The 25,363-nt window shown below is 71.3% G+C and carries 25 protein-coding genes; 20 read left to right on the top strand and 5 right to left on the bottom strand.

Features of this window, described 5'->3' with window-relative positions:
* The first annotated feature begins 49 nt into the window (after positions 1 to 49).
* The 7 genes from ACSNN8_RS09290 (at position 50) to ACSNN8_RS09260 (ending at position 8,452) form a co-directional block, all read left to right on the top strand.
* On the top strand, positions 50 to 1,060 hold the full coding sequence (locus tag ACSNN8_RS09290) for a LacI family DNA-binding transcriptional regulator (RefSeq protein ID WP_436648238.1): 1,011 nt from the start codon (positions 50 to 52) through the stop codon (positions 1,058 to 1,060).
* Positions 1,061 to 1,146: 86 nt separating this feature from the next.
* A complete protein-coding gene (locus tag ACSNN8_RS09285; RefSeq protein ID WP_436648237.1) occupies positions 1,147 to 2,613 on the top strand; it encodes an alpha-N-arabinofuranosidase in 1,467 nt (488 codons plus the stop codon).
* On the top strand, positions 2,610 to 3,947 hold the full coding sequence (locus tag ACSNN8_RS09280; RefSeq protein WP_436648236.1) for an ABC transporter substrate-binding protein: 1,338 nt from the start codon (positions 2,610 to 2,612) through the stop codon (positions 3,945 to 3,947). The genes ACSNN8_RS09285 and ACSNN8_RS09280 overlap by 4 nt, the downstream gene beginning before the upstream one ends.
* The gene (locus ACSNN8_RS09275) at positions 3,937 to 4,890 is read left to right on the top strand and encodes a carbohydrate ABC transporter permease (RefSeq protein ID WP_436648235.1); all 954 of its coding nucleotides are present in this window, start codon (positions 3,937 to 3,939) and stop codon (positions 4,888 to 4,890) included. The genes ACSNN8_RS09280 and ACSNN8_RS09275 overlap by 11 nt, the downstream gene beginning before the upstream one ends.
* Entirely contained in the window at positions 4,887 to 5,756 is an 870-nt protein-coding gene (locus ACSNN8_RS09270) for a carbohydrate ABC transporter permease (protein ID WP_436648234.1), read from the top strand. Before ACSNN8_RS09275 ends, ACSNN8_RS09270 begins: the two co-directional genes overlap by 4 nt.
* 3 nt (positions 5,757 to 5,759) lie before the next feature.
* Positions 5,760 to 7,451: a family 43 glycosylhydrolase gene (locus ACSNN8_RS09265; protein ID WP_436648233.1), complete on the top strand. Its 1,692-nt coding sequence runs from the start codon at positions 5,760 to 5,762 to the stop codon at positions 7,449 to 7,451.
* Entirely contained in the window at positions 7,445 to 8,452 is a 1,008-nt protein-coding gene (locus tag ACSNN8_RS09260) for a glycoside hydrolase family 43 protein (RefSeq protein ID WP_436648232.1), read from the top strand. Before ACSNN8_RS09265 ends, ACSNN8_RS09260 begins: the two co-directional genes overlap by 7 nt.
* Here ACSNN8_RS09260 and ACSNN8_RS09255 read toward each other — a convergent pair.
* From ACSNN8_RS09255 to galE, 3 genes are read right to left on the bottom strand one after another with little or no spacing between them, the layout of a single operon-like run.
* Complete coding sequence (locus tag ACSNN8_RS09255) at positions 8,449 to 8,643, bottom strand: hypothetical protein (protein WP_436648231.1); 195 nt, start codon at positions 8,641 to 8,643, stop codon at positions 8,449 to 8,451. The two genes, ACSNN8_RS09260 and ACSNN8_RS09255, sit on opposite strands and share 4 nt — an antisense overlap.
* Positions 8,644 to 8,671: 28 nt before the next feature.
* Positions 8,672 to 9,811, bottom strand: coding sequence for a galactokinase (gene galK / locus ACSNN8_RS09250; protein ID WP_436648230.1), 1,140 nt, complete (start codon positions 9,809 to 9,811; stop codon positions 8,672 to 8,674).
* Positions 9,808 to 10,782, bottom strand: a complete 975-nt coding sequence (gene galE / locus ACSNN8_RS09245; RefSeq protein WP_436648229.1) for a UDP-glucose 4-epimerase GalE — start codon at positions 10,780 to 10,782, stop codon at positions 9,808 to 9,810. The genes galK and galE overlap by 4 nt, the downstream gene beginning before the upstream one ends.
* A gap of 142 nt (positions 10,783 to 10,924) precedes the next feature.
* Between galE and trpS the strand changes: the two genes are divergently transcribed.
* Genes trpS through ACSNN8_RS09225 form a run of 4 tightly spaced genes read left to right on the top strand, consistent with a single transcriptional unit; the run spans position 10,925 to position 13,837 of the window.
* A complete protein-coding gene (gene trpS, locus ACSNN8_RS09240; protein WP_436648228.1) occupies positions 10,925 to 11,947 on the top strand; it encodes a tryptophan--tRNA ligase in 1,023 nt (340 codons plus the stop codon).
* Between the two features lie 6 nt (positions 11,948 to 11,953).
* A complete protein-coding gene (locus ACSNN8_RS09235; RefSeq protein ID WP_436648227.1) occupies positions 11,954 to 12,493 on the top strand; it encodes a 2'-5' RNA ligase family protein in 540 nt (179 codons plus the stop codon).
* A 35-nt stretch (positions 12,494 to 12,528) separates the two neighbouring features.
* Entirely contained in the window at positions 12,529 to 13,440 is a 912-nt protein-coding gene (locus tag ACSNN8_RS09230; RefSeq protein WP_436648226.1) for a YihY/virulence factor BrkB family protein, read from the top strand.
* A 7-nt stretch (positions 13,441 to 13,447) separates the two neighbouring features.
* On the top strand, positions 13,448 to 13,837 hold the full coding sequence (locus ACSNN8_RS09225) for a hypothetical protein (protein WP_436648225.1): 390 nt from the start codon (positions 13,448 to 13,450) through the stop codon (positions 13,835 to 13,837).
* A gap of 571 nt (positions 13,838 to 14,408) precedes the next feature.
* Here ACSNN8_RS09225 and ACSNN8_RS09220 read toward each other — a convergent pair.
* Positions 14,409 to 14,993 (bottom strand): TetR/AcrR family transcriptional regulator, encoded by a 585-nt coding sequence (locus tag ACSNN8_RS09220; RefSeq protein ID WP_436648224.1) that lies wholly within the window; start codon positions 14,991 to 14,993, stop codon positions 14,409 to 14,411.
* Positions 14,994 to 15,096: 103 nt separating this feature from the next.
* Between ACSNN8_RS09220 and ACSNN8_RS09215 the strand changes: the two genes are divergently transcribed.
* From ACSNN8_RS09215 to ACSNN8_RS09175, 9 genes are all read left to right on the top strand, one after another.
* Positions 15,097 to 16,077 carry a hypothetical protein gene (locus ACSNN8_RS09215; protein WP_436648223.1) on the top strand — a complete coding sequence of 327 codons (981 nt, stop codon included), beginning with the start codon at positions 15,097 to 15,099 and terminating at the stop codon, positions 16,075 to 16,077.
* 23 nt (positions 16,078 to 16,100) lie between these two features.
* Positions 16,101 to 16,325, top strand: coding sequence for an SCO4848 family membrane protein (locus ACSNN8_RS09210; protein WP_436648222.1), 225 nt, complete (start codon positions 16,101 to 16,103; stop codon positions 16,323 to 16,325).
* Between the two features lie 201 nt (positions 16,326 to 16,526).
* Positions 16,527 to 17,627: a BMP family lipoprotein gene (locus ACSNN8_RS09205; protein ID WP_436648221.1), complete on the top strand. Its 1,101-nt coding sequence runs from the start codon at positions 16,527 to 16,529 to the stop codon at positions 17,625 to 17,627.
* Positions 17,628 to 17,684: 57 nt separating this feature from the next.
* Positions 17,685 to 19,244, top strand: coding sequence for an ABC transporter ATP-binding protein (locus ACSNN8_RS09200; RefSeq protein ID WP_436648220.1), 1,560 nt, complete (start codon positions 17,685 to 17,687; stop codon positions 19,242 to 19,244).
* Entirely contained in the window at positions 19,241 to 20,500 is a 1,260-nt protein-coding gene (locus tag ACSNN8_RS09195; protein WP_436648219.1) for an ABC transporter permease, read from the top strand. Before ACSNN8_RS09200 ends, ACSNN8_RS09195 begins: the two co-directional genes overlap by 4 nt.
* Before the next feature lie 4 nt (positions 20,501 to 20,504).
* Positions 20,505 to 21,773 (top strand): ABC transporter permease, encoded by a 1,269-nt coding sequence (locus tag ACSNN8_RS09190; RefSeq protein ID WP_436648218.1) that lies wholly within the window; start codon positions 20,505 to 20,507, stop codon positions 21,771 to 21,773.
* Between the two features lie 5 nt (positions 21,774 to 21,778).
* On the top strand, positions 21,779 to 22,501 hold the full coding sequence (locus ACSNN8_RS09185; protein ID WP_436648217.1) for a cytidine deaminase: 723 nt from the start codon (positions 21,779 to 21,781) through the stop codon (positions 22,499 to 22,501).
* Entirely contained in the window at positions 22,494 to 23,771 is a 1,278-nt protein-coding gene (locus ACSNN8_RS09180) for a thymidine phosphorylase (protein WP_436648216.1), read from the top strand. The genes ACSNN8_RS09185 and ACSNN8_RS09180 overlap by 8 nt, the downstream gene beginning before the upstream one ends.
* A gap of 6 nt (positions 23,772 to 23,777) precedes the next feature.
* A complete protein-coding gene (locus tag ACSNN8_RS09175) occupies positions 23,778 to 24,458 on the top strand; it encodes a DUF4272 domain-containing protein (RefSeq protein ID WP_436648215.1) in 681 nt (226 codons plus the stop codon).
* Between the two features lie 58 nt (positions 24,459 to 24,516).
* Here the strand turns inward: ACSNN8_RS09175 and ACSNN8_RS09170 are convergent, their stop codons facing one another.
* Positions 24,517 to 25,359: a putative RNA methyltransferase gene (locus ACSNN8_RS09170; protein WP_436648214.1), complete on the bottom strand. Its 843-nt coding sequence runs from the start codon at positions 25,357 to 25,359 to the stop codon at positions 24,517 to 24,519.
* Positions 25,360 to 25,363 lie beyond the last annotated feature (4 nt).

Genomic DNA, 25,363 nt, shown 5'->3' with positions numbered 1-25,363 from the left:
CCGCCGGGTGATCGGACTTAAGTACTGCAACGTTGTATAGTCCACATTCGTGCCGCCAGGGCTCAAGGATGTCGCCGCGCGGGCCGGTGTTTCGATCAAGACGGTCTCCAACGTCGTGAACGGATATGTGCACGTGGCCCCGGCGACCCGCGCCCGCGTGCAGGCCGCGATCGATGCCCTGGGATACGTGCCGAACATTGCCGCCCGTCAATTGCGCAGCGGTCGTTCGGGGGTGATCGCGCTGGCCGTGCCCGAGCTGCAGTTGCCCTATTTCGCCGAGGTCGCCGGTCTGATCGTGCAGGCCGCCGAGCGCCGCTCGTGGACCGTGCTGATCGACCAGACCGACGGGCACGCCGAGCGCGAGCGCGACCTGATGGAGGGCCTGCGGCGGCACGCCATCGACGGGCTGATCTTCAGCCCGCTCGCGCTCGCCGGCGAGGAGCTCGCGGTGCGCGACGGCACCCCGATGGTGCTGCTCGGCGAGCGGGTCTGGCACGGGCCGGCCGACCACGTCGCGATCGACAACACCGCCGCGGCGGCGGACGCCACCCGGCACCTGGCGTCGCTGGGGCGGCGCCGGATCGCCGCGATCGGCGTGCAGGACCGGCCCTCGGGGGTCACCGCCCACCAGCGCCTGGCGGGTTACCGGGCGGCGCTGGCCGAGGCCGGGCTGCCGGTCGATCCCGCGCTCGAGATGCCGGTGGACGGGTTCCACCGGGCCGACGGGGCCGCCGCGATGGCGCGGCTGCTGGACGCCGGGCAGCCGCCGGACGCGGTGTTCTGCTTCAACGACCTGCTCGCGCTCGGGGCGATCCGCACCCTGCTGTCGCGGGGCGTGGCCGTTCCGGAACAGGTCGCGGTCGTGGGTTTCGACGACATCGAGGACGGGCACTTCTCGACCCCCACGCTGAGCACGATCGCACCCGACACGCCCCGCATCGCCCAGCTCGCCGTCGACCTGCTCGCCGAGCGGCTGGGCGACGGGCCGGCCGCGTCGGGTGCCCCGCGTGAGCTGCGGGTGGATCACCGCCTGGTGGTCCGCGAGAGCACCGCCGGCTGACCCGCCGAGGCCATGTTTCGGCCGCGTTACAGGATCTTTACAGCGGTCTCTTTACAACGTTGAATCCAACGTTGTAAAACCATGGCATGGCAGTGGCGCACCTCACTATCGATCCCGCCTTCGCGGTTGCCCCCGTCGACCGCCGGCTCTTCGGCTCGTTCGTCGAGCACATGGGCCGGTGTGTCTACACCGGAATCTTCGAGCCGGGCCACCCGTCCGCCGACGCCGACGGCCTGCGCGGCGACGTCCTGGAGCTGGTGCGCGAGCTGGGCGTCTCCACCGTGCGCTATCCCGGCGGCAACTTCGTCTCGGGCTACCGCTGGGAGGACGGCGTCGGGCCGCGCGGCGACCGGCCGCAGCGACTCGACCTGGCCTGGCGCGCGATCGAGACCAACGCCTTCGGGCTGAACGAGTTCATGCGCTGGGCCTCGCTGGCCGGCGTCGAGCCGATGATGGCCGTCAACCTGGGCACGCGCGGCGTGGAGGCCGCCGCCGAGCTGGTCGAGTACTGCAACCTCGCCGAGGGCACCGCGGCCGCCGACCTGCGCCGCAAGCACGGCGTCGCGCAGCCCCACGACGTACGGCTGTGGTGTCTCGGCAACGAGATGGACGGGCCCTGGCAGATCGGCAACCTCACCGCGCTGGAGTACGGGCGGCTCGCGGCCCGCGCCGGGCACGCCATGCGGCGCGTCGACCCCGGCATCGAGCTGGTGGCCTGCGGCAGCTCCAACTCGGACATGCCGACCTTCGCCGCGTGGGAGGCCACGGTCCTCGAGCAGGCGTACGACCAGGTCGACTACATCTCGCTGCACACCTACTACGACCCCGAGAAGCACGACGAGGCCAGCTTCCGGGCGTCCGCGGTCGACCTCGACGGCTTCATCGACAACGTGGTCGCCACGGCCGACCACGTGCGTGCCAAGCTGCGCCGCAGCAAGCGGATCAAGCTGTCGCTCGACGAGTGGAACGTCTGGTACCAGTCCCGGTTCACCGAGCCGGAGGACCGCGGCATCGAGGAGCTGCCGGCGCTGATCGAGGACGACTACGACGGCACCGACGCGGTCGTGGTGGGCAACCTGCTGATCAGCATGCTGCGGCACGCCGACCGGCTGACCGTCGGCTGCCAGGCGCAGCTGGTCAACGTGATCGCGCCGATCCGCACCGAGGCCGGCGGCCGCGCCTGGCGGCAGACGATCTTCCACCCGTTCGCGCACACCGCCCGCCTGGCCCGCGGCACCGTGCTGCGCGCCGCGGTCACCGCACCGTCCATGGACGCCGGCCGCTACGGGCAGGCGCCCGCCGTCGACGCCGTCGCCACCCACGACGAGGAGACCGGCGCGCTCACCGTCTTCGTGGTCAACCGCAGCACCGAGCCGGTGCCGCTCGCCGCCGACCTGCGCGCGTTCCCGCGCCACCGGGTCCGGCAGCACCTCACGCTCAGCGCCGAACAGCCCGAACTCACCGAGCTCGCCCCGCAGGGCGAGGCCGGCGAGATCCTCCTCCCGCCCGTTTCCTGGCACGCGCTGTGCCTCACCCCCGAGGAGCCCCAATGATCGATAGCAATCTGTCCCGTAGAGGCCTCCTGGGCCTAGGCATCGGCGCCGGCAGCGCCGCGCTGCTGAGCGCCTGTGGCGGCGGCGGCCCCAACGAGAAGGTCACCGGCGGCGGCCAGAACGCCGCGCCCGCCGCGACCGCCTACAACGGACCCAACGTCGCGCTGGCGTTCTGGAACGGCTTCACCGGCGGTGACGGCCCGTTCATGAAGAAGCTGGTCGACCAGTTCAACACCGAGCACCCCAACATCAAGGTGTCGATGAACACCTACCAGTGGGCCGACTACTACCAGAAGACGCCGGCCGCGGTGGCCACCGGCAACGGCCCGGACGTCGGCATCATGCACGTCGACCACGTGTCGACGAACGCCGCGCGCGGCGTCATCCTGCCGCTGGAGGACCTGGCCAAGGCGCTCAACTTCAAGGCCGAGGACTTCTCGCCGCCGGTGTGGAACGCGGGCGTCTACAACAACACCCGCTACTCGATCCCGCTCGACGTGCACCCGCTGGGCTTCTTCTACAACAAGTCGGTGATGGAGAAGGCCGGGCTCGACCCGGCGAAGCCGCCGACCAACAACGACGAGTACCAGGCGGCCCTCGAGGCGATGAAGGCCAAGGGCATTCAGGGCGACTGGGTCACCCCGTTCGAGTTCACCGGCAGCATGCAGTTCCAGTCGCTGCTCTGGCAGTTCGGCGGCAACCTGTTCGACTCCGGCGGCACCAAGGCGCTGTTCGCCGAGGACCCCGGCGTCAAGGCGCTGACCTGGATGACCGACCACGTCAAGAACGGCTACAGCCCCAAGAACGTCGCCCAGGACGCCGACCTCGTGGCGCTGCGCAACGGCAAGAACGCCTTCAACTGGAACGGCATCTGGACGATCAACACGCTCAAGGAGGACAAGAACCTCGAGTGGGGCGTGGCGCCGCTGCCGCAGATCGGCACGCAGAAGGCCGCATGGGCCGGCTCGCACCAGTTCGTGCAGTTCAAGCAGAAGGCCAAGGACGACAACAAGCTGACCGCCGGCAAGGTGTTCATCAACTGGATCAGCCAGCACTCGATCGAGTGGGCCCGCGGCGGCCAGGTGCCCGCCCGCGCCGAGATCCGCAACGGCGCCGACTTCAAGGCGCTGCCGGAGCAGTCCGCGATCGGCACGCAGATCGACTACCTGCACTTCCTGCCGCCCAAGCCCGGCATCGCCGACGTGATGGCCACCGTGGTCACCTCGATCAACGAGGCGGTCCTCGGACGCAAGGAGCCGGCCAAGGCGCTGTCCGACGGCGCCGCCAAGGCCAACCAGCTCCTGGAGCAGAACGCCAAGAAGTATGGCAGCTGAGACCGCACTCACCCGTACGCCGCCGGCGCAGGCTGGGGAGGCCGGCGCCGGCGGCCGGGTGCGGCGTACCGGGGCACTCACGCCGTACCTGTTCCTGTTGCCGTACGCCGTCGTCTTCGGCACCTTCGTGGTGGCGCCGGCGGTGTACGGCCTGTGGATCAGCCTGCACGACTGGGACTACCTGCTGCCCGGCAAGCCGTTCGTGGGGCTGGACAACTACAAGGCGCTGTTCGACTCGAACTCGGCGGTGTACAGCTTCTGGTGGGAGAGCCTGACGGCGACCGGCATCTTCACGCTGTTCAGCGTGCCGCTGCTGCTGACCGTCCCGCTGCTGCTGGCGCTGCTGCTCAACCGCAGCTTCCGCGGCCGCACGTTCTTCCGGGCGGTCTACTTCGCGCCGTACGTGCTCGGGGTCGCCGTGATCGGTGTGCTCTGGCGGTTCCTGCTAGACCCGAACCTGGGTGTGGTCAACGCGGTGCTCGGCGCGATCGGGCTGCCGGGTGACACGCCGTGGACGACGGCGCTGCCGTGGGGCTGGGTGACGCTGGTCGGCGTGACCGTCTGGTGGACGCTCGGCTTCAACGCGGTGATCTACCTGGCCGGGCTGCAGGACATCCCGCGGGAGCTGTACGAGGCGGCGCGCATCGACGGCGGCGGCAAGTGGGCCGAGTTCCGCCACGTGACGCTGCCCGGCCTGCGCCCGGTGCTGCTGTTCGTCACCGTGAACACGATCCTCGTGTCGGCCAACATGTTCGGCCAGTCCTACCTGATCACGCAGGGCGCGCCGGGCACCGAGACCCGTACGGCGATCATGTACATCGCCCAGGTCGGCCTGAGCGACTACAAGATGGGCAGCGCCGCGGCGATGTCCTACCTGCTGACCGCGTGCCTGCTGGTCGTCAGCCTGATCGTGTTCCGCATGTTCCGGGAGAAGGACTCATGAGCCAGCTCGCGACCTCACCATCGGGCCCGGTCGGCGCGGGTCTGCGGCGGGTCAAGCCGATCGCCTGGTACACCGTCCTGATCGGACTCAGCCTGGTCTTCATCGCGCCGCTGGTCTGGATGCTGCTCACCGCGTTCAAGACGCCCGGCGAGGCCACCCGGGTGCCGCCCACGGTGCTGCCGCAGGAACCCACCGCGGGCGCCTTCGACACGCTGCTGGGCAACTCGCAGACGCCGGTGCTGCGCTGGTTCCTCAACAGCTTCCTCGCCGCCACCGGCCAGGCCGTGCTCGTGCTGGTCGTCGCGTCGATGGCCGCGTACGCCCTGGCCCGCCTCGAGTTCAAGGGCAAGCGGCTGATCTTCGGCCTGATCATCGCGACGCTGTTCATCCCGAGCTTCGTGCTGATCATCCCGAACTTCCTGATCGTCGACCGGTTCGGCATGCTCGACACGCTCTGGGCGCTGATCCTGCCCGGCGCGGCCGGCGCGTTCGGCGTCTTCTTCCTGCGGCAGTTCTTCCTGAGCCTGCCCAAGGAGCTCGAGGAGGCCGCGGTGCTCGAGGGCGCCAACCAGTGGCACATCTTCACCAAGGTGGTGCTGCCGCTGTCCAAGCCGGCCCTGGCCACGCTGGCGCTGATCAGCTTCCTGACCAACTGGAACGACTTCATCTGGCCGATCTACGTGCTGTTCAGCCCGGATCAGTTCACGCTGCCGCCGGGCCTGGCGATCCTCCAGGGCGCCTACACGATCAACTACCCGGTGATCATGGCGGGCGCGCTGGTGGCCAGCATTCCGGTGCTGCTGCTGTTCATGGTGGCGCAGCGCTACGTGATCGAGGGTGTCTCCCGTTCCGGCCTGAAGGGATAGCTCATGCGACGTCTGACGGCCGCGCTCGCCGCGGCGATCACCCTCATCGGTCTCACGGCCTCGGCCGCCCAGGCCGCCGCCGACGGCCCCCGCAACCCCGCGTCGGCGGCCTTCGCCGACACGTTCGCCGACCCGGTGATCGTCCGCGGCGACGACGGGCTCTACTACGCGTACGGCACCACGGACCCGCTGCGGGAGGGCGAGCGCACGCCGCACCGCATCCCGATGGCCCAGTCGAAGGACCTCAGGAGCTGGAAGTACGTCGGTGACGCGTTCGGCGCCCTGCCGCCGTACGCGGCCGCGAACGCCTCGCTCTGGGCGCCCGACGTCCGCAAGATCGGCAACCGCTGGGTCCTGTACGCGACCGTCACCGAGATGGCCGCCCAGCCCGGCGCCTCGGCGATCGGCGTGGCGACCGCGCCGAAGCCGACCGGCCCGTGGACCTGGGCGGCGCAACCGGCCGTTCCGCCGCGGGCCGCGCCCGACGGCGGCTGGTGGTGGACCTTCGACCCGTCCCAGCTGACCACGCCGGACGGCCGCAAGTACCTGTACTACGGCAGCTACTTCGGCGGCATCTGGGTCAGCGAGCTCAGCGCCGACGGCCTGCGGATCACCGGCACGCCGACCCGCGTCGCGATCGACAACAAGTTCGAGGGCGCGTACGTCGTGCGCCGCAACGGCTACTACTACCTGTTCGCCTCCTCGGCCAACTGCTGCGCCGGCCCCACCACCGGGTACTCGGTGTCGGTCGGCCGTTCGCGCAGCCCGCTCGGGCCGTTCACCGACCGCGACGGCCTGCGGCTCGACGTGTCCCGGGCCGGCGGCACCCCGGTGATCGCGCCCAACGGCAACCGCTGGGTCGGCACCGGCCACAACGGACTGATCACCGACAGGCGCGGGCAGGACTGGTTCGTCTACCACGCGATCGACCGCAACGACCCCTACCTCGACGAGCCGTTCGGCATCAACGAGCGCCCGATGCTGATCGACCGGCTCGACTGGATCGGCGGCTGGCCGACGGTCAACGGCGGCGCGTGGGCCTCCGACGGCGGCAGCGGCCAGGCGCGACCCGCCCGGACGCCGGCGCCGGGCAGGCTGCTGGCCGCCGACGAGTTCAGCGGCGAGCCGGCGGGCTGGAGCTGGGTGCGGCAGGACCCCGCGGCCACGGTGAGCGGGGGAGAGCTGCGCTGGCCGGTGCAGGGCGCCGACCTCACCGGCACCAGCAACAGCGCGGGCGTGCTGCTGCGCACGCCGCCGGCCGGGTCGTGGATCGCCGAGACCAAGCTGACGCTGCCGCTGGGCGAGGACACCGTGCGCAACTTCCAGCAGGCGGGGCTCATCGCGTACGCGAACGACGACCTGTTCGCGCGGCTCAGCGCGGTGGCGATCTGGAACACGCGGCAGGTGGAGTTCGGCAAGGAGATGCCGTACGCGGACGCGCTGTCCTACGGCGGCACCATCGCCGGGACGCCCGGGCTGACCACGACCTGGCTGCGGCTCGCGCACAGGGTCGACCCGGTCAACGGCGAGCACGAGTACCGGGCGGGCGTCAGCCGCGACGGCAGGCACTGGACGTGGGGCGGGGTGTGGACGCTGCCCGCGGACAGCAACCCGCGGATCGGGCTGGTCGCCCACGGCGGCGCCACGCCCGCGGTGACGGCGTCGTTCGACTACCTGCGGTTCTACAAGTGGTGAAACGAGCGTTGCTGGCCCTGGCCCTGGTGGCCGGGGCCGGCGGCTGCTCGGCGGCGGAACAGACGTCGACCCCGGAGGTGCAAGCGGTGGCTTCGTTCACCAACCCGGTCTTCTCCGACAACTTCCCGGATCCGGGGGCGCTGCTGGTCGACGGGACCTGGTACGCGTACGGCACCAACGGCCCGGCCGGCAACGTGCCGGTGCTGACCTCGCCCGACCTGGTGACGTGGGCGTCAGCGGCGGACGCGCTGCCGCAGGTGGGCAAGTGGGCGTCGCCCGGCAACACGTGGGCGCCCGAGGTCAGCGCCGGGCCCGGCGGCACGTACCTGCTTTATTACACGGCCCGCTCGACGGCGACCGACCGCCAGTGCGTCGGGGTCGCCGTCGCCGACGAACCCGGTGGCCCGTACGTCGACGACGCCGCCGAGCCGCTGGTCTGCCAGGCCGGCGAGGGCGGGTCGATCGACGCGAGCCCGTTCACCGACGAGTCGGGCGAGCGGTGGCTGTACTGGAAGAACGACGGCAACGCGATCGGGCAGCCGACGTACCTGTACGGCGCCCGGCTGAGCGCGGACGGCCTCTCACTGGCCGGCGAGCCGAAGCGGCTGCTGCGCAACGACGCCGACTGGGAGGCGCACGTCATCGAGGCGCCGCAGATGGTGCGCCACGACGGCAAGCTGTACCTGTTCTATTCGGCGAACGCGTTCGACAAGGAGGCGTACGCCCTCGGGTATGCCACCTGTGAGGGCCCGCTCGGCCCGTGCGTCAAGGCCGCCGAGAACCCGATCCTCAAGACCTCACCGGCCGCTGCCGGGCCCGGGCACGGATTCCTGGTCACCACGCCGGGCGGCGAGTCGTGGATGCTCTACCACGCGTGGCCGCCCAGCGCGATCGGCAGCGTCGCACCCGGCCGGCAGCTGTGGCTCGACCGGGTCGAGTGGGTGGACGGCCGGCCCGTGGTGAAGGGGCCGACCGTGCAGGCTCAGGCGGCGCCGAACTAGGACTTGTCGTCGTCGCGCGTGGTCGCGTCGTCGATCGCCGCGCTCACCGCGCCGGTGATGTCCCCGGCGGGCACCGCGATGCTCTCGCCGTAGCTCTCCTCGCTGCCGCGCTCGGGCTCGGGCGCGGTGGCGCCGCCGGCGAAGCCGAACTCGTTGGGCTCGTCGTGGTCCTGGTGCTGCGAATCGGTCATGACCACCGGTTACCCGCCTGCGCCGCGGCTAAAGCCTGGTCGCGCCCGGGCCGGCGGTGACGGTCCAGGCGGTCGGGGCGGTGAAACCCGCTTGCGCGTACGCCTGCTCGACCGCAGCCGTGACCGCCTCCGCGCGGTCGGCGTCGATCAGCGCGAGCACGCAGCCGCCGAAGCCGCCGCCGGTCATCCGGGCGCCGTACGCGCCCTCGGCCAGCGCGGTGTCGACGGCCAGGTCGACCTGCTCGACGGTGATCTCGAAGTCGTCGCGCATCGAGACGTGCGACGCGGTCAGCAGCGGGCCGATGTCGCGGGTCCGGCCGGCCCGCAGCAGCTCGACCGTCTCGAGCACCCGGTCGTCCTCGGTGACGATGTGCCGCACGCGGCGGCGTACGACCTCGTCGTCGATGCGGGCCAGCGCGTCGTCGAGCCCGTCGCCGGAGATGTCGCGCAGCGCGGGCACGCCGAGCAGGCGGGCGCCCTCCTCGCACGACTTGCGGCGGGCGCCGTACTCGCCGTCGACGTGCTGGTGCGGCGCGTTGCTGTTGATCACGAGGATGGCCAGGCCCTCGGCGGCGAGGTCGAACGGGACCTGCTCGACCTCGTAGGACCGGCAGTCCAGGAACAGCGCGCGGCCCTCCTGGCACCGGATCGACGCGGACTGGTCGAGGATGCCGGTGGGGGCGCCGACGTACACGTTCTCGGCGCGCTGGGCCACCGCCGGGCGGCGCTCGACGGGCAGGTCGAGGCCGCCGAGGTCGACCAGCGCGGTGAGCACCGACGACTCGAGCGCGGCCGAGGAGGACAGGCCCGAGCCGAGCGGCACCTCGGACGCGATCGCGATCCGCGCGCCGGGCACCTCGTGGCCCGCGTCGTGCAGCGCCCAGACGACCCCGGCCACGTACGCGGCCCAGCCCGTCACCCCGCCGGGCTCGGTGCGTCCGAAACTGACCGCCCCGTCCTCGAACGTCGAGCACACGGTCCACTCGCCGGCCGGCGCGGGGCCGACCGCGGCGACCGTGCGCTGCGGCAGCGCGAACGGCAGCACGAAGCCCTCGTTGTAGTCGGTGTGCTCGCCGATGAGGTTGACCCGGCCCGGCGCGGCCCACAGCCCGGCGGGCTCGGCGCCGTACTCCTTGCGGAAGGCCTCCGCGGCGGCGTCGGCGATCATGCGACGTGCGCGCGGTAGAAGGTCCAGGCGTCGCCGATCATGGCCTGGAGCGTGTTCTTCTCGGGCACCCAGCCCAGCTCCTCGCGGGCGAGGGCCGAGGAGGCGACAAGCGTGGCCGGGTCGCCGTCGCGGCGCGGGGCGAACTCGACCGGCAACTCGGCGCCGGTGACCTCGCGGGCCGCCTCGACGACCTGCTTGTTGGAGAAGCCGTTGCCGTTGCCCAGGTTGTAGATGCGGTGCTCACCCGCGGTGGTCGCCTCGAGCGCGAGCAGGTGGGCCCTGGCCAGGTCGTGCACGTGGATGTAGTCGCGCACGCAGGTGCCGTCGGCGGTGGGGTAGTCGTCGCCGAAGATCTGCAGTTTCTCGCGCTTGCCCGCGGCGGCCTGCAGGGTGATCGGGATGAGGTGCGTCTCGGGGTCGTGCCGCTCGCCGATCTCGTGGCCGTCGGCGATGTAAGCTCCCGCGACGTTGAAGTAGCGCAGTGAGACCGCGGCCAGGTTGTGCGCGAACGCCTCGGAGGTGAGCGCGTGGTCGAAGGTCAGCTTGGTGGCCCCGTAGGTGTTGGTGGGCGCCTTGACCGCGGACTCGGTGATCGGCAGCTCCTCCGGGTTGCCGTAGACGGCGGCCGTGGAGGAGAAGATGAACCGCGGCACCCCGGCGGCGCGCACCGCGTCGAGGAAGGCCAGCGACTTCACCACGTTGTCGTGCCAGTATTTCTCGGGCTTGAGCATCGACTCGCCGGCCTGGATGAGCCCGGCGAAGTGCAGCACCGCGTCGAAGCCGGAGCCAGGGGTGAGCACCTGCGCGGCGTCGGCGATGTCGGCCTGGACGAAGGTCGCCTCGGGCGCCACCGCCTCACGGAAGCCGGTGACGAGGCTGTCGAGGACGGTGACCTCGTGGCCCGCGTCCAGCAGCAGCCTGCTGGTGACGCTGCCGACGTAGCCGGCGCCCCCGGTGACGAGCAGTTTCACGGCGCGTTTACCCCTTCGCTCCAGGTTCTTCCGACAAGCCTACGTTCCACCAATCTCGATCAAAAGTCAACAACTTCGAACATCCGAACCCGCGGTCCGGGGGGTGCGCGGGTGGGGCGGAGGGGCTGACACAATGGGTCGCATGTCCGATGTCGCCCGTCGCCCACGCGTGCTTTCCGGCATCCAGCCGACCGCCGATTCGTTCCACCTCGGCAACTATCTCGGCGCCGTGCGCAACTGGGTGGCGATGCAGGAGACCCACGACGCGTACTACTGCGTCGTCGACCTGCACGCGATCACCATGGGGCACGACCCGGTGGCCCTGCGCAACCGCACCCGCATCTCGGCCGCCCAGCTGCTGGCCGTCGGGCTCGACCCCGAGCGGTGCACGCTGTTCGTCCAGTCGCACGTGCCCGAGCACGCGCAGCTCGGCTGGGTGCTGAGCTGCATCACGGGCTTCGGCGAGGCCGGCCGCATGGTGCAGTTCAAGGACAAGTCGGCCAAGGCCGCCGACACGACCACCGTCGGGCTGTTCACCTACCCGATCCTGCAGGCCGCCGACATCCTGCTCTACCAGGCCGACCAGGTGCCGGTCGGCGAGGACCAGCGGCAGCACCTCGAGCTCACCCGCGACCTGGCGCAGCGGTTCAACACCCGCTTCGGGCGCACGTTCACGGTCCCCTCGCCGTACATCGTCCGCGACACCGCCAAGATCACCGACCTGCAGGACCCGACGGCCAAGATGTCAAAGTCGGCCTCCTCGCCGAACGGCATCATCGAGCTGCTCGAGGACCCGGCCCGCTCGGCCAAGAAGATCAAGTCGGCGGTCACCGACACCGGCCGCGAGATCCTCTACGACGAGGAGAACAAGCCGGGCGTCAGCAACCTGCTCACCATCTACGCCGCGCTGACCAGGCGGACCATAGACGAACTGCTCGAGCAGTACGAGGGCCGCGGCTACGGCGACCTCAAGAAGGACCTCGCCGAGGTGGTGGTCGAGTTCGTCCGGCCGATCCAGGAGCGCACCCGCGCCTACCTGGAGGACCCGGGCCACCTCGACAAGGTGCTCGCGATCGGCGCCGAGAAGGCGCGGTCCGTGGCGTCCGTGACGCTCGCCGACGCGTACCGCAACATCGGTTTCCTCAGCCCGGAACGCGGAGCCTGACCCTCGGTGTCCAACCCCCTTCCCGCATCGCGCACGCGCATCGGCGTCGCGATCGACATCCCCGAGCCCTGGGGCAGGCAGCTCACCGAGCGCCGCGCGGCCGCCGGCGATCCGCAGGCGGCGTACACCCCGGCGCACGTCACGCTGCTCGGCCCCACCGAGGTGGCGACCGTGGCCCTGCCGCGCATCGAGAAACACCTCGAGGCTGTGGCCGCCGCGCAGGCGCCGTTCGTCATCCACCTGCGCGGCACGGGAACGTTCCGGCCGGTCACCGAGGTCGTCTTCGTGTCGCTCGCGGCCGGCATCAGCGAGTGCGAGCTGCTGGCCGAGGCGATCGTCAGCTCCGGCGACGTGCACCGCGGCTCCCGCTTCCCGTACCACCCGCACGTGACGGTGGCCCAGGACGTGCGGCCCGAGGCGCTCGACGCGGTCTTCGAGGACCTCGCGGGCTTCTCGGCCAAGTTCGACGTGCCGGCGTTCACGCTGTTCTCGCACGGCGGCGAGGGCCCCTGGCGCCGGCGGCGGGACTACCAGCTGGGCGTCTGAGCCCCGCCCGCCGTGACTTCGGTTACGGTCAGCGCGTGAACGTGATCGATCGGGCGTACGACGCGGCCGAGGCGCAGATCATGCGGCTGCGCCGCCGCTCGAAGTACTTCGATCACCTGAGCCGGGCCGTCGTGCGCTACGACGAGGCCCAGGGCGGACGGCTCGCCGCCGCCATCGCGTACTACGGCTTCTTCGCCGTCTTCGCGCTGCTGCTGATCGGCTACTCGGTCTTCGGCATCGTGCTCGACCGCAACGAGCAGGTGTTCGACGTCGTCCGCGACTTCCTGCGCCAGAACCTGCCCTTCCTCGACGTCCAGGCCATTCTCGACAGCGGCCGTACGGTCGGGATCGTCGGCATCGTCGGCCTGACCTTCACCGGCATCGCCTGGGTCGAGGCGATCCGCTCCTCGCAGCGGTTGATCTGGCGGCTGCGCGAACAGCCCGGCTACATCGGCGTCCGCCAGGCCCTCGACCTCCTGGTGCTGCTCGGCGTGCTCGCGCTGCTCGCCCTCTCCCAGCTCGCCGTGTACGGCCTGGAGCTGCTGCTCGACTGGATGGCCGACGGTGTCGTCCAGTCTACTGCCGAGTGGCTGCTCACCATCGCCGTCAATATGCTGCTCGCGGCCGCGCTGCTGGCCGCCGTGCCCCGCCTGAGGATGACCGTGCGCCGGATGGCCCCGCCCGTGCTGCAGGTCGGCCTCGGCATCACGCTGCTCAACACCGTCGGCAAGTCCTTCGTCGACCTGGTGCAACGCAACCCCGCGTACGGCCTGGTCGGCTCCGCCGTCGGCGTGCTGGTCTACCTGTACGTCTTCAACCAGCTCCTGCTCTTCGGCGCCGCGTGGGCCGCCACCAGCCCGCACGGCCGCGTCATCGACCTCTCGGCTGACGATAAAACTGCCCCCGTGGGGCAAAACACCTGGATTCGGCACACCAGCCCGGAATGATGTCCCCGTGGGCACACTCGTGACGTTGGACCTGCCGGCCGATTCGCCGGTGGCCGACCTTCCCTGGGTCATCACGATCGGATCGCTGGGCGACGAGGAGGACTGGGAGCCCGTCGTCTGCGGGCCCTACGAACGGGCCCATGCGCTGGCCCTCGCCCAGGCCGTCGTCGCCGACGAACAGCTGATGGCCGTCGTCGAGCCCCTGCTGCCCCGACCCGACGCCGAAGCCATCCGCGACGAGATCCACCTGGCCCGCGCCGCCGCCGAGGCCCCCACGGGCGGCGACGAGGAGTCCGACGAGGAGTACGAGACCCGGCGCGTACGGCCGGGCCGCCCACCCACCGAGGCCGAGGTCCGGGCCGGGTGGTCCCGCATCGCGAGCCGGCTCACCGCCTGATTTCCGCTCGCCCCTCAGCCCTACCCCGCCCACCCAGGGGGCTGGCCCGAAAGTACGTCGCGCGGCAACGCAAAACGGCGTTGTCCACAGGGCATTCGGTGTGACGTGAGCGACATTGCTCGCGGGATGGTGGCTTGGCCGTGGAGGGCTCGTGAGGGCCGGCGCCTGGCAGCGTGCGCCGACGGGGCCAGGCAGGCAGGCGCGGTCAACAGGCGGGCGGCGCTGCGGCGAGCAGGCGTGCGGCGTTGTCGAAGGCGGACGCGCGTCGTCAAAGGCGGGGTCGGCAGGGGTGCGGCGAGGGCGGGGCCGGCGGGCGTGCGGCGAGGGCGTGCGGCGAGGGCGGGGTCGGCGGGCGTGCGGCGAAGGCGAGGGCGTGCGGCGAGGGTGGGGTCGGCGGGCGTGCGGCGAGGGCGAGGGCGTGCGGCGAGGGTGGGGTCGGCGGGCGTGCGGCGAGGGCGAGGGCGGGGGCGGGGTCGGTGGGCGTGCGTCGGAAGGCCGGTGCCGACCGGGCGGCCGCGGGCGATCCAAGGTCCGCCGCGGCTGAGCAGGCGGTAGGGAGGAGGCGAACGCACTATCGGTTGTAGAGCGCCCGCACCCCCCGGAGGAAAGCCTCCCTGTCCGGCGTCCCGATGAGCAGCCGCTGGAGGGCGTAGCCCGGGATCAGTGCGTAATAGGCAGCGGTCACGTCGTCGATGTCGGCGCTGGCGGGCAGCTCGCCGCTCTCGACGGAGTGGGTGACCAGGGTGCGGACGCTGGTGCGCAGGTCGGTGTAGCGCTCGTGCACGATCCGCCCGATCGCGGGATCGATCGTGGCTTCGGCCCACACCTGCAAGGCGATCGGCAGGGCGCCGCCGGGGGCGAGCTGCTCGTCGATGACGTCGAGCAGCAGCGACATCGACTCGACCAGCGGCAGGCGGCGTTTCGCCACCTCGTCTATGCGCTCGCGGATGCCGCCCACGACGCCCTCGGCGATCGCGGCGATGATCTCGTCCTTGGACTTGAAGTAGCGGTAGACGGCCCCGACCGAGAGGCCGGCCTCCTTGATGAGGTCCTGCATCGAGGTGTTGTGCAGGCCCTTGCGCAGGAAGCAGGCGCGGGCCGCGACGAGGATCTGCTCGCGGCGGGCGGTCAGGTGGTCTTCGGAGACGCGTGGCACGCCCCACAGCATAAAACGAACGCTCGTTCTTGACGGTACGGAGAGACGAGGCGCACGCTGAACGACATAAAGAACGAGCATTCGTTTTAGCAAGGAGGAAGTCATGCGACGCAACGCCCTCAGCCTCGGTGTTCTGATCGCAGTAGTCGTGGTGGCCGTCCAGGCGCTGCTGGTCCCGCTCTTCGCGGCCCCGGCGGCCAACCTCGCGCCCCGCGACCTGCCGATCGCGATAGCCGGTCCACCATCCGTCGCGGCCCAGCTGGAGGAGCAGCACCCGGGCGCCTTCGACGTGCACACGGTGGGCGACGCGGCCGCGGCCGACGCGGCGATCAAGGACAGAGACGTGTACGGGGCCATCCTCGTCTCGCCCGCCGGTGCGGAGGTGCACGTGGCCTCGGCCGCCTCGCCGACGGTCAGCGCGCTGCTCACCCAGGCCGCCGCGGGGCTCGGGGCGCAGGTTCCGGTACGCGACGTCGTGCCGCTGGACGTCGACGATCCGCGCGGCACGGGGTTCGCGGGCGGGTTCCTGCCGCTGGCCATCACCAGCCTGCTCGCCGGCGTCCTGGTCTTCCTGCTGGTGCGCAGGCGGTCCGCCCGCCTGCTGGCGCTGCTCAGCTACGGGGTGCTCGCCGGACTGGCGGCGGCCGCGGTGCTGCAGGGCTGGCTGGGGATCCTGCCGGGTGGCTTCGTGGCCGTCGCGGGGGCGCTCGGGCTGTTCACGCTGGCCGTGGCCGCGGCGATGACGGGGCTTGCCGCGGTGCTCGACAAGGGCGGCCTGGGTCTCGGCGCGCTCACGATGTTCCTGGTGGGCAACGCGCTCGCGGGCATCGCGGCCGCGCCGGAGCTGCTGCCGCAACCGTGGGGTGAGGTGGGGCAGTTCCTGCCGATCGGGGCCGGTGCCACGCTGCTGCGCTCGGTGGCCTACTTCGACGGCGCGGGCTCCGGCACGGCCCTTGCGGTCCTCACGACGTACGCCCTCGGGGGTCTGCTGTTGACTTTGATCGGGCGGCGCGGGCTCGCGCCGGGGAGCGCGCCGACCCCGCACCGGCCCGCCGACCGGCCCGGCCTGGTCCCGGCGGCCTGACGACCCGCTGGAATAGTTGACGCATGGTCATCTCGCGGCGATGGGCGGTCTTCCTGACGGCGGTCGGGGTCTGGACGTGGGTCATCTGGCCCCGGTTCGGCCTGGCCATCTGGAAGGACGACCGCTCCTTCGCCGCCGACGGGCGGCCGACGTCCTTCCTGCTCGTGCACGCGGTGCTGATCGCCGCCTCGCTGGCGATCGGCACCACGGTCGGCGTGCTGGGCGTGCGGGCTTGGCGCCGATCCTGAGGTTTCGGCGTGGTTACCACGCCCGGCGGGAATTCGGTGCAGCAGTGGATGGAACCGACGCGCTGTGTGATCCGCGATTGCGGGCGGATAACGGTGCGCCAACAGTCCGGCGCAATCTACCGACGACGTTCTGGCCTGCGGCTACGCTCGCGCGGTGAAGACTCACCGGCAAATGCCGGTGTGCGTTGGAAGGAGGGCGTCTTGCGCCCAGTACGTGGGAACCGGCTCGTGGCGATTCTCGCGGCAGGTGGGCTGACGCTCGCCGCCGCGGCCTGTAGCGACGCTCCCGATGAGACTCCCGCCGGTGGCAGCTCGAGCGCCGCGACTGCTGCTGCATACAAGGCCTGCATGGTGACCGACACCGGCGGTATCGACGACAAGTCCTTCAACGCGTCCGCGTGGGCCGGCCTGCAGGCCGCGAAGACCGATGCCCCCAACGTCGACCCGAAGTACGTGGCGTCGACCGCCGAGGCCGACTACGAGCCCAACCTGCGTGGCTTCGTGACCCAGAAGTGCAACTTCATCCTCTCGGTCGGCGGCCTCATGGGCGACGCCACCAAGGCGGTCGCCGCGCAGAACACGGCCCAGCAGTTCGGCATCGTGGACAGCTCGATCCAGGGCGCCACGAACGTCTTCCCGATGCAGTTCGCCACCCACCAGGCGGCGTTCCTCGCCGGCTACCTGGCCGCGGGCTACTCGAAGTCGCAGAAGGTCGCGACGTTCGGCGGCCTCAAGATCCCGCCGGTGACCATCTTCATGGACGGCTTCGCCGACGGTGTCGCGCAGTACAACAAGGTCAAGGGCAAGAACGTCCAGGTGCTCGGCTGGGACAAGGCCAAGCAGAACGGCAGCTTCGCCGAGGACTTCGCCAGCCCGGCCAAGGGCAAGGCGCTGACCAACACGTTCGTCGCCCAGGGCGCGGACGTCATCATGCCGGTCGCCGGCGGCACCGGCCTCGGCGCGGCCGAGGTGGCCAAGGCCTCCAGCGGCAAGGTCTCGATCATCTGGGTCGACCAGGACGGCTGCAAGAGCACCCCGCAGGACTGCGACGTCTTCCTGACCACCGTGGTGAAGAACATCACCGACGCCGTGAAGACCGCGGTCGTCGACGGCGCCACCGGCAAGCCGCTGAACGCCACCCCGGGCTACCTGGGCACGCTGGAGAACAACGGTGTCTCGCTGGCGCCGTACAACCAGTTCGACAGCAAGGTCGACGCCACGCTCAAGAGCGAGGTCGAGAAGCTCAAGGCGGACATCGTCGCGGGCACGGTCAAGGTCGAGTCGGCCAGCGCCCCGGCCTGAGGAAACGCTAGGTAACATCGGCCGCCGCGGGGCACGCTCCGCGGCGGTTCACCTTTGTTGTGTCAAGAACGCCGAGGTCAGGAGATTCCGCTGAGACTCGAACTGCGCGGCATCACCAAGCGCTTCGGCGACCTGGTGGCCAACGACCACATCGACATCACCGTCGAGCCCGGCGAGGTGCACGCCCTGCTGGGCGAGAACGGCGCCGGCAAGTCGACGCTGATGAACCAGCTGTACGGCCTGCTCCAGCCCGACGAGGGCGAGATCCTCGTCGACGGCGAGAAGAAGGTGTTCCGCAGCCCGCGGGACGCCATCTCGGCCGGCATCGGCATGGTCCACCAGCACTTCATGCTCGTTCCCGTCTTCACCGTCGCGGAGAACATCGCGCTCGGCGCCGAGGAGGTGCGCGGCGGCCCGCTCGGCTGGCTCGACCGGCGCCGCAACAAGCGCGACGTGCTCGAGACCTCGAAGCGGTACGGCCTGCCCGTCGACCCGGACGCCCTGGTGGAGAACCTGCCGGTCGGCGCGCAGCAGCGGGTCGAGATCGTCAAGGCGCTCACCCGCGACGTCGACCTGCTGATCCTCGACGAGCCGACCGCCGTGCTCACCCCGCAGGAGACCGACGAGCTGCTCGCGGTCATGCGCTCGCTCGCCGAGACCGGCAAGTCGATCGTCTTCATCACCCACAAGCTGCGCGAGGTCAAGGCCATCGCCGACCGGATCACGGTGATCCGCCGCGGCCGTACGGTCGGCACCGCCAGCCCCGACACGTCCGAGGACGAGCTGGCCGCGCTCATGGTCGGCCGCGACGTCAGCCTCGAGGTCACCAAGACCCCGGCCGAGCCCGGTCGCGAGGTGCTCAAGGTGTCGGGCCTGGTGGTCGAGGACGACCGGGGCGTACGGGCGGTGGACGGCGTCGACCTGGTGGTGCGCGCGGGCGAGGTGCTCGGCATCGCGGGCGTGCAGGGCAACGGCCAGACCGAGCTGGTCGAGGCCATCATGGGGCTGCGCGAGGCGCGCGCCGGCCGGGTCCAGCTCGAGGACGCCGACCTCGCGGGCCGCACCACCAAGCAGGTGCTCCGCGCGGGCGTCGGCTACGTGCCCGAGGACCGCAGCCTCGACGGCGTGGTCAAGGACTTCACCGTCGCCGAGAACCTGGTGCTGGACCTGTACGACCGGGCGCCGTACGGCAGCGGGCTCGCGCTCAACCCGAAGGCGATCGACGAGTCCGCCCGCGAGCGCGTGAGCCAGTTCGACATCCGTACGTCATCACCGCAGTCCACGGTCGGCACGCTGTCCGGCGGCAACCAGCAGAAGGTCGTGGTCGCCCGCGAGATGTCCCGGCCGCTCAAGCTGCTGATCGCCGCGCAGCCCACCCGCGGCGTGGACGTGGGCTCGATCGAGTTCATCCACAACCAGATCATTCACGAACGCGACGTCGGCACCGCCGTGCTGGTGGTGTCGAGCGAGCTCGACGAGGTGGTCGGGCTGGCCGACCGCATCGCGGTGATGTACCGCGGCCGGATTCTGGCGACCGTCTCGCCCGACATGCCGCGTGAGGAGATCGGCTTGTTGATGGCCGGCGTTGTTACTCGAGAAGCAGAGGTCACGGAGTGACTACGGAAGCCCCGGCCAAGAAAGAGGAGCAGGAGAAGAAGGAAGAGTCGTTCCTCGGTCTCTTCCTGCACAACCTCTGGTCGGCCAACACCGTCACGGTGACGATCCTGTCGATCCTGCTGGCGCTGGTCATCGGCGCCGTGCTGATCGTCGTCTCCGACTCCGAAGTGCTGTCGACGTTCTCCTACTTCACCGCCCGGCCCAGCGACGCGCTCAACGGCAGCTGGGACCTGATCAGCCACGCGTACGCCGACCTGTTCAAGGGCGCGATCTTCGACCCCGCCGCGGTCCAGGCGTGGTTCAACGGCACCGGCGACTGGAAGACCGCGCTCAACCCGCTCTCCGAGACGCTCACCTACGCCGCCCCGCTGGTCTTCACCGGCCTGTCGGTGGCGCTCGCGTTCCGCGGCGGCCTGTTCAACATCGGCGGGCAGGGCCAGGCGGTCATCGGCTGTGTCACCGCCGGCGTGGCCGGCTTCGCCATCGGGCTGCCGGCCGGCCTGCACCTGATCGTCGCGCTGGCCGCGGGCCTGATCGGCGGCGCGCTGTGGGGCCTGGTGCCCGGCCTGCTCAAGGCCCGCACCGGCGCGCACGAGGTGATCGTCACGATCATGCTCAACTACACGGCCACGCTGTTCCTCGGCTGGCTGATCCTGCAGAACGGCGTGCAGGACCCCAACCGCACCGACGCGATCAGCAAGACGATCGACCCCAGCGCCGCGCTGCCGGCCATGCCCGCGCCGCTGCGCGTGCACCTGGGCATCGTGCTCGCCGTGCTGGTCACCGCGGGTGTCGCCTGGCTGATCAACCGGTCCACGTTCGGCTTCGAACTGCGCGCCGTGGGCGTCAACCCGCCCGCCGCCCGGACCGCCGGCATGAGCGTGGCCCGCACGTACATCCTGCTCATGGTCGTCGCCGGCGGGCTGGCCGGCCTCGGCGGCGCGGTGCAGGTGCTGGGCACCGCCGACAAGCTGACCGGGCAGGTGGCCGGCAACATCGGCTTCGACGGCCTGCTGGTCGCGCTGCTCGGCCGCAACAAGCCGTGGGGCACGCTGTTCGCCGCGATCCTCTACGGCGCGCTGCGCGCCGGCGGCAACCTCATGCAGGTCGACGTGGGCGTCTCGCTCGAGCTGGTGACCGTCCTGCAGGCCCTGATCGTCATCTTCATCGCCGCCCCCGCGCTGGTGAAGGCGATCTTCCAGCTGCGCGATGCCCGGACCGCCCGGCTGGGCACGTCCATGGCGAAGGGGTGGTGACGGCGTGTCGACCGCGACCGTGGAAGACCTGACCGAGGCGACCGCTCCGAACCGGTTCTGGAACCGTCAGCGCCGCCTCGGCGTCGGTCTGATCATCATCGGCCTGATCGCCGCGGTGGCCTTCGGCTCGCTCGCCGAGTCGGCCACCGCCCGGTTCACGCTCAGCGAGGACGCGGAGGGCGCCGCCCTCTCGATCAACGGGCAGTTCGGCGCCATCCTGTTCGGCATCGTCACCGTGGCGGCCGGCGGCGCGCTGCTGGCCGGTGTCGCCAAGCGGTGGCAGACCGTCCTGCTGTGCCTGGGCATCGTGACGTTCGTCTTCTCGTTCCTCTGCTGGCAGGTGGCCGGCAAGTTCCTGCCGCTGGTCGACACGGTCAGCGGCTCGCTCGAGCTCGCGCTGCCGCTCATCCTCGGCGCGCTCGCCGGCGTGCTCTGCGAGCGCTCCGGCGTGGTCAACGTGGCGATCGAGGGCCAGTTCCTGATGGGCGCGTTCGGCGCCGCGCTGGTCGGCACGCTGGCCACCAGCGTCTGGGCCGGCCTGGTCAGCGCGGTCATCGGCGGGGTCATCATCGCGGCGCTGCTGGCCGTGCTGGCGATCCGGTTCCTGGTCGATCAGGTCGTGGTCGGCGTCGTGCTCAACCTGCTCGCGCTGGGCATCACCGGCTTCCTGTACGAGCGGCTGATGCAACCCGACGCGCTCAAGTACAACCAGCCGCCCCGGCTGCCCGAGTGGCGAATCCCCGGCCTCGCCGACATCCCCGTGGTCGGGCCGGTGCTGTTCGAGACGAACCTGCTGGTGTGGCTCGCGCTCGTGCTGGTCTTCGTGATCCATTTCGCGCTGACCCGTACGCGGTGGGGCCTGCGCACCCGCGCGGTCGGCGAGCACCCGACGGCGGCCGACACGGTGGGCATCCGGGTGCGCGGCCTGCGCTACGCGAACGTGCTGCTCGGCGGCGTGGTGGCGGGCGCCGGCGGCGCGTACTTCACGCTCGTCTCGACCGGATCGTTCAACAAGAACATGACCGCGGGCGCCGGCTTCATCGCGCTGGCCGCGCTGATCTTCGGGCGGTGGACGCCGTTCGGGGCGCTCGGTGCGGCCCTGTTCTTCGGCTTCGCCCAGAAGCTGGCGAACTATCTGAGCGCGGTCGGCAGCCCGGTGCCCAACCAGTTCCTCAACATGCTGCCGTACATTGCGACGATCATCGCCGTGGCCGGTCTCGTCGGCCGGGTACGGGCGCCTGCCGCCGACGGCGTGCCCTACGTGAAAAGCTGAAACGCATGGAAATCGACTGGGCGGGGCTGCGCGCTGCCGCCACCGAGGCCATGCGGCACGCGTACGCGCCGTACTCCGACTTCCCGGTCGGCGCGGCGGCGCTGGTGGACGACGGCCGTGTGGTCGTCGGCTGCAACGTGGAGAACGCCTCGTACGGCGTGGGCCTGTGCGCCGAGTGCGGGCTGGTCAGCCAGCTGCACATCACCGGCGGCGGGCGCCTGGTGGCGTTCTCGTGCGTGGACGCCACCGGCGCCCCGCTGATGCCGTGCGGCCGCTGCCGCCAGCTGCTCTGGGAGAACGGCGGGCCGGAGCTGCTCGTCGAGTGGCACACCGGGCCGCTGCGGATGGCCGAACTGCTGCCGCACGCGTTCGGCTTCGAGGACCTCGAACGGGTCAACGGCGCGCTGGCCGCGCCCGAGGTGCCCGGTGAGCTGGCCAAGTGGCGGGGTCGCGGCACGGTCTTCGTGCACCCCGACCTGTCCGGCGGCGAGACCGTCTGGACCGCCTACTGGGAGCGCTCGGGCGGCAGCTCGGCCGAGGGTGACGCCGAGAAGGGCGTGCTCGAGGAGGGCCCGAACTTCGCGACCACGGCCGAGGCGGTGACCTGGGGCCGCGTACGGACGCCGCGCATCGTGGTGGTCGACGCTTCCGGCGGGCTCGCGTGGGCCGGCGAGGGAGCCCGGCCCGAGGGCATCCCCGTCACCTGGCAGGGAGAGAACAATGAGTGAGTTCGCCGCGGTCGACGTCATCCGGGCCAAGCGGGACGGGCACGCGCTGAGCGACGCCCAGATCGACTGGGTCGTCGACGCGTACACCCGCGGGGTGGTCGCCGACGAGCAGATGTCGGCGCTCGCCATGGCGATCCTGCTGCGCGGCATGACCCCGGCCGAGATCGCCCGCTGGACCGCGGCGATGATCGCCAGCGGGGAACGCCTCGACCTGTCCGCGGTCACCCGCCCCACCGCCGACAAGCACTCCACCGGCGGCGTCGGCGACAAGATCACGCTGCCGCTGACCCCGCTGGTCGCCGCGTGCGGCGCGGCCGTGCCCCAGCTCTCCGGCCGCGGCCTCGGGCACACCGGCGGCACGCTCGACAAGCTCGAGTCGATCCCCGGCTGGCGGGCCACGCTGAGCAACGACGAGTTCAAGCGCCAGCTGCAGGACGTCGGCGCGGTCATCTGCGCGGCCGGCGAGGGCCTGGCACCCGCCGACCGCAAGCTGTACGCGCTGCGCGACGTCACCGGCACGGTCGAGGCCATCCCGCTGATCGCCAGCTCGATCATGAGTAAGAAGATCGCCGAAGGCACCGGCGCGCTGGTGCTCGACGTCAAGGTCGGCTCGGGCGCCTTCATGAAGGACCTGCCGAGCGCCCGCGAGCTCGCGAGCACCATGGTGCGGCTGGGCAAGGACAGCGGCGTGAACACCATCGCGCTGCTCACCGACATGAGCACGCCGCTCGGCCTGGCCGTCGGCAACGCCGTCGAGGTGACCGAGTCGGTCGAGGTGCTCGCCGGCGGCGGCCCGGCCGACGTGGTCGAGCTGACGCTGGCGCTGGCCCGCGAGATGCTGACCGCGGCCGGGATCGAAGCCGACCCCGCCAAGGCGCTCGAGTCCGGCGCCGCGATGGACGCGTGGCGCGCGATGATCCGGGCCCAGGGCGGCGACCCCGACGCCCCGCTGCCGGTGGCCCGCGAGACCGAGGTGCTGCGCGCGACCGCCGACGGCGTCGTGGGCGGCGTCGACGCGTACGGGATCGGTCTGGCCGCCTGGCGTCTGGGCGCCGGGCGCGCGCGCAAGGAGGACCCGGTGAGCTTCGGCGCCGGCATCCTGCTCAAGGTGAAGCCCGGCGACGAGGTGCGCGCCGGCGACGTGCTGCTCGAACTGCGCGCCGACGACCCCGCCCGCATCCCCGTGGCGCTGTCCACCGCGGCCGAAGCGGTCGTGATCGGCACGCAGCGACCCACACCTACTCCTTTGGTGCTCGACCGCATAGCCTGACGCACCATGACGAAGGCCGCACCGGACCCGCGCGCCGTTCGGGACGCCAGCCTCGACGAGGTGGCCAGGCTCGGCCTGCCGCTGCCCCCGCCGGGCTTCCCGCTGATCTGGGAGCCCGGCGACACCATCGAGCTGCGGCCGACCACGGAGATCGAGGCGCGGGCCGCGGTGCTGCACGTGGTGGTGGCGCGCTGCTTCGGCATGCCCACCGAGGCGGCGATGAGCTGGCTGCTCGGATCGCACCTGGTCGACCTCGTCACGCCGCCGGAGTGGCAGTTCGTGATCGGCGCGAAGGGCGACCACCGCTCCTTCGTGCTGCACCACGACGCGGTGTTCGCGCTGGCGTGGCTGCTCGGGCTGAGCCGGCACCTCGACCCGAGGACGCCGCCGGAGGACCGGTTGATGGCGCAGATGCCCGACCTGCCCGCGGGGGAGACCTTCGTGAGCTGGCGGTCGCGGTCGTTGATGTCGCCCCGCGACCCGATCGAGGCGGCCGTGCTGCTCGACCTCTATTACTGCCTCGACTGGGCCTTTCAGGAGGCGGAGTCGGCCGGGATGCCGCTGCCCGGCGAGATCGACGCGAACGCGATCGGCCAGCGCCGGTGGGCGCTGGAGTGGGCGGTCGTCTTCCACGGGCCGTACCACGACAAGCCGGCCGAATGGGAAGAAGTAGACCTTTCTGTTTGATTTCTCCGGTGTGGGCCATCCCTAACCCCCACCCACCCGGGGAGCAGAGGGGTGAACGCTACGCCGTGTCAAGGCGCTGGGCGGAGTTATCCACAAGGGCCTTTCCGAGCGGCCGGTACGTCGTCAGCACCACCGAGGCCGTGACCCGGCCCGGCGCGGCCTCCACCACGGGCACGTGGCGGGCGCTCGGCGTCATGCCGATGAGCGTCCGCGCCTCGCCTGCGGTGAGCTCCAGCTCCCGGTTCAACGCCACCGCCTCGCCCGCCCGGAAGTGGCCGCCCAGGGCCTCCTCGACGCGGGCCGCCTTGTCGGGGTCCACGTGGATCAGCCCGTGCTCGTCGATCAGCTCGCGCAGATGGTCGGGGCCGGGGGTGACCACCAGCAGCACCCCTTCCGGGCGCAGCACCCGGTGGAACTCGGCGCCGTTGCGGGGTGCGAAGACGTTGAGCACCACGTCGGCCACCCCGTCGGCGAGCGGCAGCGGGCGCCACAGGTCCGTGAGCACCGCCGCGGCCCGGTCGTGTGCCCGTGCCGCCCGGCGCAGCGCCGGCTTGGAGACGTCCAGCCCCAGACCGAAGGCCCGGGGCGCGGCGTCGAGCACCCGGGCGAGGTAGTGGCCGGTGCCGGTGCCCGCGTCGACGACCAGGCCGGCCTCCCGGGTGGCGGCGGCCAGGGCGTCCGCGATGAAGTCGTAGTGCCCGGCGGCGAGGAAGGCCTCGCGGTCGGCCACCATCTCGGCCGTGTCGCCGACGTGCGGCATCCGGCCCGCGGTCAGGTCGGCGTACCCCTGCCTGGCCATGTCGAAGCTGTGCCGGTCGGGGCATCGCAACGCGTTGCCGTCGCGCTTGAGCCCCTGCCGGCAGACCGGGCATCGCAGGTACGGCAATGCTCCGTCGATCATTGGT

The sequence above is a fragment of the Actinoplanes sp. URMC 104 genome (assembly GCF_051386375.1).
GTDB lineage: Bacteria > Actinomycetota > Actinomycetes > Mycobacteriales > Micromonosporaceae > Actinoplanes.
The sequence above is the reverse complement of the archived record's forward strand: the minus strand, read 5'-3'. Positions and strand labels throughout refer to the sequence as shown.

Bases quoted from the DNA above. Each gene is read 5' to 3' on its own strand.
- ACSNN8_RS09185 (WP_436648217.1), top strand. From the start codon at position 21,779: ATGGAAATCGACTGGGCGGGGCTGCGCGCTGCCGCCACCGAGGCCATG.
- ACSNN8_RS09175 (WP_436648215.1), top strand. From the start codon at position 23,778: ATGACGAAGGCCGCACCGGACCCGCGCGCCGTTCGGGACGCCAGCCTC.
- ACSNN8_RS09170 (WP_436648214.1), bottom strand. From the start codon at position 25,359: ATGATCGACGGAGCATTGCCGTACCTGCGATGCCCGGTCTGCCGGCAG.
- ACSNN8_RS09285 (WP_436648237.1), top strand. From the start codon at position 1,147: ATGGCAGTGGCGCACCTCACTATCGATCCCGCCTTCGCGGTTGCCCCC.
- ACSNN8_RS09275 (WP_436648235.1), top strand. From the start codon at position 3,937: ATGGCAGCTGAGACCGCACTCACCCGTACGCCGCCGGCGCAGGCTGGG.
- ACSNN8_RS09180 (WP_436648216.1), top strand. From the start codon at position 22,494: ATGAGTGAGTTCGCCGCGGTCGACGTCATCCGGGCCAAGCGGGACGGG.
- ACSNN8_RS09210 (WP_436648222.1), top strand. From the start codon at position 16,101: ATGGTCATCTCGCGGCGATGGGCGGTCTTCCTGACGGCGGTCGGGGTC.
- galK (WP_436648230.1), bottom strand. From the start codon at position 9,811: ATGATCGCCGACGCCGCCGCGGAGGCCTTCCGCAAGGAGTACGGCGCC.
- ACSNN8_RS09265 (WP_436648233.1), top strand. From the start codon at position 5,760: ATGCGACGTCTGACGGCCGCGCTCGCCGCGGCGATCACCCTCATCGGT.
- trpS (WP_436648228.1), top strand. From the start codon at position 10,925: ATGTCCGATGTCGCCCGTCGCCCACGCGTGCTTTCCGGCATCCAGCCG.
- ACSNN8_RS09270 (WP_436648234.1), top strand. From the start codon at position 4,887: ATGAGCCAGCTCGCGACCTCACCATCGGGCCCGGTCGGCGCGGGTCTG.
- ACSNN8_RS09255 (WP_436648231.1), bottom strand. From the start codon at position 8,643: ATGACCGATTCGCAGCACCAGGACCACGACGAGCCCAACGAGTTCGGC.
- ACSNN8_RS09215 (WP_436648223.1), top strand. From the start codon at position 15,097: ATGCGACGCAACGCCCTCAGCCTCGGTGTTCTGATCGCAGTAGTCGTG.
- ACSNN8_RS09280 (WP_436648236.1), top strand. From the start codon at position 2,610: ATGATCGATAGCAATCTGTCCCGTAGAGGCCTCCTGGGCCTAGGCATC.